General features: G+C 57.7%; 10 protein-coding genes. All 10 read right to left on the reverse strand.

Translation table 11 applies throughout. The features are described from left to right. Window positions 1-300 precede the first annotated feature (300 nt). Entirely contained in the window at window positions 301-630 is a 330-nt protein-coding gene (locus ACFO9Q_RS13395; protein WP_379182788.1) for a hypothetical protein, read from the reverse strand. Between the two features lie 163 nt (window positions 631-793). Next, complete coding sequence (gene argH / locus ACFO9Q_RS13400; RefSeq protein ID WP_379182790.1) at window positions 794-2209, reverse strand: argininosuccinate lyase; 1416 nt, start codon at window positions 2207-2209, stop codon at window positions 794-796. A 121-nt stretch (window positions 2210-2330) separates the two neighbouring features. Then, window positions 2331-3569 carry an argininosuccinate synthase gene (locus tag ACFO9Q_RS13405; RefSeq protein ID WP_379182792.1) on the reverse strand — a complete coding sequence of 413 codons (1239 nt, stop codon included), beginning with the start codon at window positions 3567-3569 and terminating at the stop codon, window positions 2331-2333. Between the two features lie 16 nt (window positions 3570-3585). Further along, complete coding sequence (gene argF, locus ACFO9Q_RS13410) at window positions 3586-4542, reverse strand: ornithine carbamoyltransferase (protein WP_379182794.1); 957 nt, start codon at window positions 4540-4542, stop codon at window positions 3586-3588. Window positions 4543-4559: 17 nt separating this feature from the next. Next, window positions 4560-5852, reverse strand: a complete 1293-nt coding sequence (locus tag ACFO9Q_RS13415; RefSeq protein ID WP_379182796.1) for an acetylornithine transaminase — start codon at window positions 5850-5852, stop codon at window positions 4560-4562. A gap of 122 nt (window positions 5853-5974) precedes the next feature. Next, window positions 5975-6772, reverse strand: a complete 798-nt coding sequence (gene argB, locus ACFO9Q_RS13420) for an acetylglutamate kinase (protein WP_379182798.1) — start codon at window positions 6770-6772, stop codon at window positions 5975-5977. A gap of 23 nt (window positions 6773-6795) precedes the next feature. Further along, window positions 6796-8049, reverse strand: coding sequence for a bifunctional ornithine acetyltransferase/N-acetylglutamate synthase (gene argJ, locus ACFO9Q_RS13425; protein WP_379182800.1), 1254 nt, complete (start codon window positions 8047-8049; stop codon window positions 6796-6798). A gap of 73 nt (window positions 8050-8122) precedes the next feature. After that, window positions 8123-9175, reverse strand: a complete 1053-nt coding sequence (gene argC / locus ACFO9Q_RS13430; protein ID WP_379182802.1) for an N-acetyl-gamma-glutamyl-phosphate reductase — start codon at window positions 9173-9175, stop codon at window positions 8123-8125. Window positions 9176-9382: 207 nt separating this feature from the next. After that, window positions 9383-10213, reverse strand: coding sequence for a YitT family protein (locus ACFO9Q_RS13435; protein ID WP_379183069.1), 831 nt, complete (start codon window positions 10211-10213; stop codon window positions 9383-9385). A gap of 1203 nt (window positions 10214-11416) precedes the next feature. Continuing rightward, window positions 11417-12530 (reverse strand): peptide chain release factor 2 gene (gene prfB, locus ACFO9Q_RS13440; protein ID WP_379182804.1). Its coding sequence is split into 2 segments (ribosomal slippage): window positions 11417-12457 and window positions 12459-12530, totalling 1113 coding nucleotides; the frame shifts between segments, so codons are not numbered across the junction. Window positions 12531-12647 lie beyond the last annotated feature (117 nt).

Consider the following 12647-nt stretch of genomic DNA (forward strand, 5'->3'; position numbering starts at 1 on the left):
TTCTTGGGGAATTAACGAGGAGAATCCTCGTTAAACCCTCCTATCGCCTACCGCCAGACCGACTTAACACGGATAATCCGTGCTAAAGTGTCTCCGCTCCTCCAACTAGCTAGCTTCTTGTCACGCTACCCTCTCCTCCTACTTCCATCTGGATGGAGTTAGAGAGGCGATGACTAATCTGGTGCACTTTTGCTCCTTATCTCCCTCGCCGGCATACGCCAAGCACTAATGTGGTGCACTTTTGCTCCTTATTACTCTGGCCGGCATACGCCAAGCGCCAATGTGGTGCACTTTTGCTCCTCAGCACCCCCGCCGGCATACACTTAGTAGCCTGCCTGGCGCTACAGTCCCGCGAAGCGACCTGCCAGGCGCTATAGCGCCAGATTCTGGCGCTGCAGCCACGCCAAGCGACCTGCCAGGCGCATTAGCGCCAGATTCTGGCGCTGCAGCCGCGCCAAGCCGCCTGCCAGGCGCTATAGCGCCAGATTCTGGCGCTGCAGCCACGCCAAGCGCCCACCACGGCGCATTAGCGCCAAATTCTAGCGCTACAGCCACGCCAAGCCGCCTGCCTGGCGCTATAGCGCCAGATTCTGGCGTTGCAGCCGCCGCCAAGCGACCTGCCAGGCGCATTAGCGCGAGATTCTGGCGCTGCAGCCGCGCCAAGCGGCCAGCGGGCCTGACCGGCCCGGCCCCACAGCCAGCCTAAAAAACCTCACGAAACCAAAAGCTGAGGCGCACCAGCCGCTTCACTCCTAGTTCCGTGAGGTTAACCCGCCATGAAGACGCCAGGCGGCTACTTGCTCCGCTTCACATACTCGACTACCCACGCGTCCACAGCAGCGAGGTCATCCTCCGCGCGGGCGATAGCGCCCTCGACCTGAGGGCGGGCTGTGCCGCCGTACACGTTACGCGCATTAACGACCTGCTCCGGCTGGAGCACGGCGTAGATCCGGTCATCGAACAGCTCGGAGAACTGCTTGAACTCGTCCAGCGTGAGATCAAGCAGGTACTTGCCCTGCTGGATGCAGTACAGCACCGTCTTGCCAATGACTTCATGCGCCTGCCGGAACGGCAGTCCCTTGCCAACGAGGAAGTCGGCAATATCCGTCGCATTGGAGAAGTCCTGGTTCACCGCTTGGCGCATCTGCTCCTTGTTCACCTTCATCGTCGCAATCATCGGCGCGAACAGCTGAAGCGCGCCCTGCAGCGTACGAACGGTGTCGAACATGCCTTCCTTGTCTTCCTGCATGTCTTTGTTGTACGCCAGAGGCAGAGACTTCAGCACCGTCAGCAAGCCGACGAGGTTGCCGTAGACACGGCCTGTCTTCCCCCGAACGAGCTCGGGCACGTCCGGATTCTTCTTCTGCGGCATGATGGAGCTGCCGGTGCAGAACGCATCGTCGAGCTCGACGAAGCGGAATTCTGTACTCGACCAGAGGATGAGCTCCTCGCTCAGACGCGACAGATGCATCATAATGATGGATGCATGCGACAGGAACTCCAGGATGAAGTCGCGGTCACTGACGGCGTCGAGGCTATTTTCATAGATGCGGTCGAACCCAAGCTGCGACGCCACGAAGTGGCGGTCGATCGGGAACGTCGTGCCCGCCAGCGCGCCTGCGCCTAGAGGCAGCACGTTCACACGCTTGTAGCTGTCCTGCAGACGCTCGATGTCGCGGCCGAACATGGACACATACGCCATCAGATGATGTGCGAACAGAATCGGCTGAGCCCGTTGGAGATGTGTGTACCCCGGCACAATCGTGTCGATATTAGCCTTCGCCTGCTCGAGAAGTGCACTTTGCAGCTTGCCCAGCATCTCGATGAACTCCACGACGCGCTTCCGCAGCCACAGATGCATGTCGGTCGCAACCTGATCGTTCCGGCTGCGGCCGGTATGCAGCTTGCCGCCGACTGGACCGATATCGTCCATTAAGGCTTTCTCAATGTTCATATGAATATCCTCATCCGCTACCGAGAACTCGATGTCGCCCCGGTTCAGCCGCTGAAGCACACGATGCAGACCATCCTTAATCTTCTCTACGTCATCCGCCGGCAGGATCCCCTGCTTGCCCAGCATCGTGACATGCGCCAAGCTGCCCTGTATGTCTTCCTCCGCTAGTTCCTTGTCGAACAAGATGGAGGCCGTATATTCTTCCACTAACTGGTTCGTCTTCTTCGTGAACCGTCCACCCCATAATTTACTCACAGCACCGTACACTCCCTTATGAAAAAATAGAGAGACTAGTGCTGGGCCACAGCAGTCGCGATCACCATCACCTGTGGACTCCACAATGACTGCGGCCCAGCCTCACACTAGCCCCATCCTATTATTGTTGCTTGCTCTGCTCCACGCCGGACGACACCTTCAGACGAAGCGCGTTCAGACGGATGAAGCCTGTCGCATCCCCTTGATCATACGCCTGTGAAGGATCTGCCTCCATCGTAGCGATATCCGGGTTGTACAGCGACACAGGAGACTTCACGCCCGCTCCAATCACATTGCCCTTGTACAGCTTCAAGCGCACGACGCCTGTCACATTCTTCTGACTCTCAGCAACCAAGGCTTGCAGCGCAAGGCGCTCCGGGGCGAACCAGAAGCCGTTGTAGACAAGCTGGCTGTACTTCGCGATCAGCGAATCCCGCAGATGCATCACTTCGCGGTCCATCGTGAGAGACTCCATCTTGCGGTGCGCGGTGAAAAGAATCGTACCCCCCGGCGTCTCATACACGCCGCGGCTCTTCATCCCGACGAAGCGGTTCTCCACCATGTCGACGCGTCCGATGCCGTGCTTGCCGCCGAGCTCATTCAGCTTCTCCATGACGCCGAGCGGGCTAAGCTTAACGCCGTTAACCGCTACGCAATCGCCGGCGTCGAACGTCAGCTCGACGTACTCCGCCTGATCCGGCGCGCGCTCCGGCGATACGCTGAGCACATACATCTCTTCGTTCTCTTCCGCGGACGGGTCGAACCAAGGATCCTCGAGCATGCCGCTCTCGAAGGAGATGTGCAGCAGGTTGCGGTCCGTCGAGTACGGCTTCGCCGCCGAAGCCGTAACCGGAATGCCATGCTTCTCCGCGTAGGCGATCATCTCCGCGCGGCCCGGGAACTGCTCCCGGAACGCTTCAAGGCGCCAAGGCGCGATGACGGCGATATCCGGCGTCAGCGCAGCCGCCGCGAGCTCGAAGCGCACTTGGTCGTTGCCCTTGCCGGTTGCGCCGTGCGCGATAGCCGTTGCACCTTCGGCGCGGGCAATCTCCACCATGCGCTTCGCGATGAGCGGGCGAGCAATGGACGTGCCGAGCAGGTATTGCCCTTCATACAGCGTTCCCGCCTGGAACATCGGGTAGATGAAGTCCTGAGCGAACTCCTCCCGCAAGTCGTCGATGTACACCTTGGAAGCCCCGGTTGCGAGGGCTTTTGCTTCGAGGCCGTCTAGCTCGTCTTTTTGACCAATGTCCGCTGTGAACGCAATGATCTCCGCATCGTAAGTCTCCTTCAGCCACTTCAGAATGACTGAGGTATCCAAGCCGCCCGAGTAGGCCAGCACAATCTTGTCCTTCGCCATGATTCCTTGCTCCCCCTTACATAATTGCGGCCATGATGGCCTTCTGTGCGTGCAGACGATTCTCTGCTTGATCGAAGATGATGGAATGGTTGCCGTCGATGACGCCCTCGCTCACTTCCTCGCCGCGGTGTGCGGGCAGACAGTGCATGAAGAGGTAGTCCTTCTTCGCGCCCTTCATCAGTTCGTCATTCACCTGGTAGCTGGCAAAAGCAAGCTCGCGCTCCTTCTGCTCCGCCTCGAAGCCCATGCTCGCCCACACATCCGTGTACACAACGTCTGCGTCCGCTACCGCTTCCCGAGGATCGCGGCAGACGTGAATACGGGAGCCTGTGCCTGCAGCCGTCTCCTGCGTCTGGCGAATAACGTCGGCATCCGGCTCATAGCCTTCCGGAGTCGCGACCGACATATGAAGACCGAGCTTCGCCGCGCCCATGAGGAGCGAATGCACCATATTGTTGCCGTCGCCCACGTACGCAATCTTCAGTCCTTCAAGACGGCCCTTGTGCTCCAGAATCGTCTGGTAATCCGCCAGCGCCTGGCAAGGATGCGACAAGTCTGTAAGGCCGTTAATAACCGGAACGGTTGCCCCGCGTGCCAGTTCAATGACGTTGCGATGTGCGAACGTGCGGATCATAATGCCATCGAGGTAACGGGACAGCGTCTGCGCCGTATCCCATACCGTCTCGCCGCGGCCGATCTGCAGATCATTGCGGCTAAGGAACAGCGCCTGCCCGCCAAGCTGATACATGCCCACTTCGAAGGAGACACGGGTACGGGTCGATGATTTCTCGAAAATCATGCCCAGCGTCTTGCCCTTCAGGACGTGGTGCTCCACGCCGGCCTTCTGCTTCTGCTTCAGGTCAATAGCCAGGTCAATTAGGTACCGAATCTCTTGCGGCGTATAATCCTGCAGCATGAGGAAGTCGCGGCCCTTCATCGTCGTTGCCAATTCTTCTTGTACACTATTCGTCATGGGGAGTATTCCCTCCTCTACTTCTCTAATAATGAGGCTATAATGTCGACCGCTTGGTCGATCTCTTCGTTCGTCACGAGCAGGTTCGGCAGCAATCGGATGACATTCGGTCCGGCTGTCAGGACGAGCAGTCCTTGCTCCTGCGCTCCCTTAATGAGGCTTGCGACCGGTGCTGTGCATTCAATACCCACGATCAGGCCAAGTCCGCGAATCTCCTTCACCTGCGGGCTGCCGGCAAGCTTCGCTTGCAGCTGCTGAATCAGGTATGCGCCATGCTCAGCCGCACGCTGCGGCAGCTCATCGCCGACGATCGTCTCGATCGTCGCCTTCACCGCGGCGGTAGCTAGCGGCGTGCCGCCGAATGTCGAGCCATGTGAACCGGCGGTGAATCCTTCGCGCAGCTTCTCCTTCGCCACCATAGCGCCGACCGGGAAGCCGCTGCCAAGTCCCTTAGCCAGGGTGAAGATATCCGGCTCAATGCCGTAATGCTCATAGGCGAACAGCTTGCCTGTACGACCCATCCCGGTCTGGATCTCATCCACGATGAGAAGGATGCCCTGCTCCTCGCATAGCTGCTTCATGTAGGTAAGAAATTCCCGCTGAGCTGGAATAATGCCGCCTTCTGCCTGCACCATCTCCAGCATGATAGCCGCTGTCTTGCCGCTCACAGCCGACTTCAATGCTTCGATATCATTGTACGGAATGTACGTGAACCCTTCCGGCAGCGGCCCGAAGCCCTCCTTCACCTTCTCCTGACCGGTAGCGGTCAATGTAGCCAGCGTCCGTCCGTGAAAAGACTGCTCGAACGTAATAATCTCATACCGTCCGTTCTTCGCAACAAGCTGCTGATAGCGGCGGGCCAGCTTAATGGCCGCCTCGTTTGCTTCCGCTCCGGAGTTGCAGAAGAACACTGCGTCTCCGCAGGAATTCTCAGTAATCAAAGCGGCTGCATCCTCTTGGTTCGGGATGCGGAACAGGTTCGATACATGCCACAGCTCATCCAGCTGCTTCACTAGCGCTTCCTTAATCCGCTGCGGGGCATGACCAAGGTTCGTGACCGCAATGCCGCTCATGAAGTCGAGGTACTTCTTCCCTTGGTCGTCCCACAGGTAGCTGCCCTCGCCCTTCACTAGGGTAAGGGGAAATCTTGCATAGGTAGGCAGGAGCGCCTCTGCGCTTGCGCTTGTGCCAGCCGGCTGGGATCCCGCAGCACCTGCGGCATTCCCTGAACCTGTCCCTGCCACTGTGCTCGCAGCCACTGCTGCAGCGTTCGACTGGACTGCTTCCTCTACCGCCTTCATCTCACTCATCTCACTAACCGCCTCTCTCCCACGGAGTTATAGTTGAACGAACATTCGTCTGTTGCTCTGAGATTGCTCGGAACTCTGAGTCTGCTCTGAGCTTGCTCTGAGCTCAGTCTAACTCTGCAGCCTCATCGCACGATTCTCGTTCCGATTCCGCCTTCTAGCACCGCTCGGCTGAGCACGCCGGGCACTTCACCGCTCACGATGACAACCTCCTGCACTTCGCCTTGTATGCACTGAATGGCTGCCCGAACCTTCGGAATCATGCCGCCATAGATCTCTCCACTGCCAATCATCTCTTCAATCTCTGCTACTGTGACAACCGGCAGCACTACCTTCTCCCCGTCCACCGTACGCATAATGCCCGGAACATCCGTGACGACAATCATCTGCTGCACGCCGAGATGTGAGGCTACTGCGCCAGCTGCCGTATCCGCGTTAATGTTATATCGCTGACCTTGCTCATCTATACCAACCGGTGCGATAACCGGAATATATCCCATCGCCATGATGCCCTCAATGATGGCGGCATTCACATCTGTTACATCGCCTACGAAGCCGATCTCTGCCGTGCCCACCACCGGCTGCGCCAGGATGAGCTTGCCGTCCACACCAGACAGGCCAAGCGCCTTCGCGCCGCTGGTCTGAATCCTCCGGACGATCTCCTTGTTGATCTTGCCGGCCAGCACCATCTCGACGACATCCAGCACTTCGTCTGTCGTGACGCGAAGCCCGTTCACGAAGCCCGACTCGATGCCCAGCTTCGCGAGCGTCTCCGAGATGGCGGGACCTCCGCCATGCACGATAACCGGCTTCACGCCGGACTCCTGCAGCTGGCGCAGATCGTCGAAGAACGCTGCAGGCAGTGCAGCCAGCGTGCTGCCGCCGCACTTCATCACGAATCGCTGCTGCTCATTATGACTCATCGCTCGTATGCTCCCCTCTGCTCCTAAGTCCGGTAAGCTGCATTAATTCGTACGTAGTCATACGTCAGATCGCAGCCCCAAGCCGTCGCTTCACCCTTGCCCATATGCAGGTCAACGGCAATGACAACCGTGTCGCCCTTCAAGTACTCGAGCGCCGCGTCCTCATCGAAGGCGACGGGACGTGACTGCTCCAGCGTCACTATATCCCCTAGACGAATATCTACCGTCTCCGGGTGAACCGGCACACCTGCGCGGCCGACCGCCGCAATGATGCGACCCCAGTTCGCGTCAGCGCCGAATACGGCGGACTTCACGAGCGAAGAGCCGATGACCGTCTTCGCAATCGCCTGTGCGTCCGCGTCCGTGTTCGCTCCTCGCACCTGTACCTCGACGAGCTTACTAGCGCCTTCGCCGTCGCGGGCAATCGCCTTCGCCAGCACTTCGCACACATAGCGCAGCGCTTCAGCGAATGCTGCCCAGCCGTTATGCTGCGGCGTCAGCGTGGCGTTCCCTGCGAGTCCGCTCGCCATCGCGACGAGCATGTCGTTCGTGCTTGTATCGCCATCCACTGTAATCATGTTGAAGGTTAAGTCCGTTGAGGATCTCAGCAGCCCATGCAGCTGAGCCGGTTCAATGGCCGCATCCGTCGTCACGAAGCCGAGCATTGTGGCCATATTCGGATGGATCATGCCTGATCCCTTGGCCGCTCCAGCGACGTGAACCGTCTTGCCGTCAATCTCGACGGCAACACAGACGCTCTTCTGCACGAGGTCCGTCGTCAGGATCGCTTGATTGAAGCCGTTCGCTCCATCTATGGAGGCTGCCAGCTGGGCTGGCAAGCTGTCGATGCCGCTGCGTACGCGGTCCATCTTCAGCAGCTCGCCGATGACGCCGGTGGACGCGACGGCGACTTCATGCTCGGCGACGCCGACCGCTTCCGCGAAGCGGGCACGCATCTCATACGCATCGGCTTCGCCTTGCTTGCCGGTGCATGCATTAGCGTTGCCGCTGTTCACCAGCACGGCGCGCAGGGTGCCGCCGTGCGCGATGCTCTCGCGCGTCACTTGCAGCGGCGCCGCTTGGAACACATTCGTCGTATACACGCCGGCCGCAGCCGCGGATACGTCGCACACGATCGCGCCGAGATCGTGGCTCGTTGTTTTTTTAAGGCCGCAGTGCAGACCGCCGGCCTTGAACCCCTTCGGTGTCGTGATCGAGCCTTCCGGCACGACGGTATAGGGTTGAGATATGCTTGCTGCTGATAGCTCCTGTCCCATGCTGGTTTTGTCTCCTTTTATGAGGTGAATAAAGCGTAAGTATATATGGAATTAGTCCTGTTCCGTTCAGAGCTTAAGGATAAGCAGGTACGAACTGCAGCCCCAGCGTCTCATCCCAGCCCATCATGAGGTTGAGATTCTGAATCGCCTGGCCCGCTGCGCCCTTCACCAGATTATCAATGACCGACACGATCGTGACACGCCCAGTGCGAGGGTCTACATGGAAGCCAATATCGCAATAGTTGGAGCCCCACACTTCCTTCGTTGCCGGATAGCTACCCTCAGGGCGAATACGGACGAAGCGGCGTCCTTCGTAATAGTTCCTATACAGCTGGATGAAGTCCGCCGTGCTGTGCTCACCCGTAACCTTCGCATACATCGTCGATAGAATACCGCGTGTCATCGGGACGAGATGCGTCGTGAACGTCGCCGTCACCTGCTCGCCTGCTGCATCCGTCAGCACCTTCTCAATCTCCGGCGTATGCTGATGCTGGTTGACCTTGTAGGCCTTGAAGTTCTCATTCAGCTCCGAGTAATGCGTACCCAGGCTTGCGCCGCGTCCCGCTCCGGAGATACCAGACTTCGCATCAATAATGATGGAGTTCGGGTCAATCCAGCCTTCCTTCACTGCCGGTACTAGACCGAGCAGAGTCGCCGTTGGATAACAGCCCGGGTTCGAGATCAGCTCGGCTCCAAGCACCTTGTCCCCATACACTTCGGATAGTCCGAACACCGCTTGGTCCAGATACTCTTGCTCCGGAGACTGCTTGCGATACCACTGTTCGTAATCTGCGGCCGTTAATCTGTAATCGCCCGACAGATCAATAACCTTCAGCCCTGCGGCGAGCAGCTGCGGCGCTAGCTTGGCCGCCACACCCGCGGGCGTTGCTGTGAATACCACGTCTGCCTTCGCCTTAATCGCGAGCGGATCTATATCATCTAGCAATTCCGTTCGAATCTCATAGAGATGCGGGAAGCCTTCAGCAATCGGTGCTCCTGCGCTTGAAGATGAGATAACCGACGTCACTTCCGCTTGCGGATGGGAAGAGAGCAGCCTGATGAGCTCCACCCCGCCATATCCTGTTGAACCGATAATCGCCACTCTTACCTTGGTCTTGCTGCTCATGCTGATCTCTCCCATCAACCCGTTCGTTATATGCATGAATCATGCATCACTGTGAATTATTATACATTGGCATGCATAGGAATACAATGAAAAAATGACAGTTAAATCGTCGCTCCTTCTCGAGCGTCAATCTAACTGTCATTATGAAGGACTCCTGGTTAGCAGCCACAGACCCGTGCCCGTGTCAGTGCCCGCGTGAGCTGTCCATTAATGCTCCAGCTTGAACCCTTGGCCCAGCACCTCAGCCGTGTTGCTAATAATAACGAATGCCCCTGGATCTACCGCCTTCACCAGCTGCTTCAGCTTAGGCACCTCGTTCTGCCCTACGACGACCATCATGACCGTCCTGCCCGCCCCCGTATAGCCGCCATGCCCATCCAGCCTTGTGAGGCCGCGGTCGAGATCATGCAGAATAACCTGCGCCAGTGCCTCCGTCTCTTCACTAATAATGAAGGCCACCTTCGACAGCTGCAGCCCGCTCTGTACCAGATCGATCGTCTTGCTCGTCACATAGAGCCCAATGAGCGCATAGAGCGCAATCTCCGGTGAGATGATGATGCCCGCCGCGATAATGACACAGCCATCGAAGCACACGACGGCAAGTCCCAACGGGATGCCCGTATAGCGATGCAGGATTTGCGCAGCGAGATCAAGCCCACCCGTCGACCCCCTCCCTCGGAAAACAAGCCCCAACCCCAGACCGACCCCAATCCCGCCATAAATCGCACCTAACAGCGGATTTTCGGTAGGAGCCGGCCAGTGGGCGGTAAGCAGGACGAAGAGCGGGAGCACGGCGGTTCCTAGCGCTGTTTTCATCGCGAATCGCTTGCCCAGCAGCCATAGTCCCACCAGGAAGAGAGGGATGTTGATGACCCACTGTGTCACCGCAGGTGTAATGGAGAGCGTTCGCTGCACGAGGATGGAGATGCCCGATACCCCGCCAGAGGCTATTCCGTTCGGGACGAGGAACAGATTGAAGCTCACAGCTACAATGAAGGAGCCGATGATCAGCTGCACAATGTTCCACACCGCCTCCATGCGCGGACTGGCAGCCTTGGCAGCACGCCTTCGCGGACGCTCGCTCCCCCTCTGCCTAAGCTGCGGCTGGGCTACGCCCCCGGACTGACCGCCCCTCTGATCCTTCGGTTGCGCTGGCTCCCCTCTATCAGGTCCCCCTCGGTTTTCGTTCGTCATACTGTTTCTCATGGTGCCTGCGACCCTCTTCCTGCTGATGCATTCTAATAATTAGGACTTCGTATCTTATGTATACCTTCTCTAGGATGCCAACTTCCCCTGTATAAAAAACCCATCGAAACACAGTTGTTTTTCGCTACCCAGTCACACTATCCCCTTCAGTCAGGCAGGTGCCTTTCCGCTACCCAGTCACACTATCCCCTTCAGTCAGGCAGATGCCTTTCCGCCACCCAGTTACACTATCCCCTTCGGTCAGGCAGATGCCTTTCCGCTACCCAGTCACACTATCCCCTTCGGTCAGGCAGGTGCCTTTCCGTTACCCAGTACCATTATCCCCTTCAGTCAGGCAGGCATTGTACAGACCATTTGACCTTTACCAGCAGTCGATTAAATTAGATGTACTTGCGCACTGTTTAGTCTAATCCTAGCTGTCGAGGCCATTAAGCATTTTATACACCTGAGCGAGTGGGATAGTGTAACTGGGTTACTGAGCACCCTTCATACCACTGAACCAGAGGGATAGTGAGACTGGATACCGCACACCCATCATGACCCTGATCGAGCGGGATAGTGAGACTGGGTACCGCAACACCCATCATGACCCTGAGCGAGCGGGATAGTGGGGCTGGGTAACGCAATACCCATCATAACCCTGAGCGAGTGGGATAGTGAGACTGGGTACCGCAACACCCTTCATGACCCTGAGCGAGTGGGATAGTGAGACTGGGTAACGCAATACCCATCATAACCCTGAGCGAGTGGGATAGTGGGGCTGGGTAACGCAATACCCATCATAACCCTGAGCGAGTGGGATAGTGGGGGTGGGTAACCGCACACCCTTCATACACCTGAGCGAGAGGGATAGTGGGACTGGGTGCGTGAATTGTCGAGCCAGGCATATGCGCATACCCGCTGCCAGATGCCCGCTGCAGGCGGTCTGCCACTGCACTGCGGTGCAAGGTCAAAAAGGTCCGGCAGCATGCGAACATGTGCCGGACCTTCCACTCACTCATCTGCAGACAACTGAACTACATCCAACTAACTGCTCTATTCCGTTGTCGTCTTGATCTGGCTGCGCAAGTATCCATCGATGAACGCGTCGAGGTCGCCGTCCATGACGGCTCCTACGTTGCCGGTCTCGACCGCCGTACGATGATCCTTAACCATGCTGTAGGGGTGGAACACGTAAGAGCGAATCTGGCTGCCCCACGCAATGTCGGACTGTTCACCGCGAATCTCCGCGAGATGGCGCTGCTGCTCCTCAATCTTGCGCTCATAGAGCTTGGACCGAAGCATCTGCATGGCGCGCTCCCGGTTCTGAATCTGCGAGCGCTGCGTCTGGCAGGAGACCACGATGCCCGAAGGCACATGGGTAATCCGGATCGCCGACTCCGTCTTATTAATATGCTGACCGCCGGCGCCACTGGCGCGGTACGTGTCGACCTTAAGGTCTTCGCTGCGGATGTCGATCTCGATATTGTCGTCGATCTCCGGCATGACGTCGCAGGAGGCGAAGGACGTATGACGGCGCCCGGAAGCATCGAACGGCGAGATCCGAACGAGCCGGTGAACGCCTTTCTCCGCCTTCAGATAGCCGTAAGCATTGTGACCCTTGATGGAGATCGTCACGCTCTTGATGCCGGCTTCGTCTCCGTCCAGGTAGTCGAGCACCTCGACTTTGAAGCCGTGCTTTTCCGCCCAGCGGGTATACATTCGGTACAGCATCTGACCCCAATCCTGAGACTCGGTGCCGCCAGCACCTGGATGAAGCTCCAAGATTGCATTCAATCGGTCATATGGCTGGTTCAGCAGCAGGGTAAGCTCGAAGTCGGCAATTCGCTTCACAAGACCAGCAGTCCCCGAAGTTAACTCAGTCTCCAGCGCTTCATCGCTCTCTTCCTCTACCATCTCCAGCATCGTCTGCAGATCCTCATGGTCGGTGACGAACTTCTCGTAGAGATCCACGACAGACTTCACGGCATTAAGCTCCGCAATCGTGCTCTGAGCCCGGTCATTATCATCCCAGAAGTCCGGCGCCGTCATCTTCTCCTCGAAGTTGGCGATCATCTCCCGCTTCAGATCTAAGTCAAAGAGACCCCCTGAGTTCTTGGAGCCGCTTCGCCATCTCACGCAGGTCTTGCTTCACTGATACGTCTAACATAGCTGTGCTTCACCTCAATCTGTAAGATTACATAGTCCCTATATATCGCCAGATACGCCGCCCCACGAGGGACGGCGCAGCCGGTCATTATACCTTATATTATGATACCTTGTGTAA

The sequence above is a fragment of the Paenibacillus sp. GCM10023252 genome, from assembly GCF_042653305.1.
GTDB lineage: Bacteria > Bacillota > Bacilli > Paenibacillales > Paenibacillaceae > Pristimantibacillus.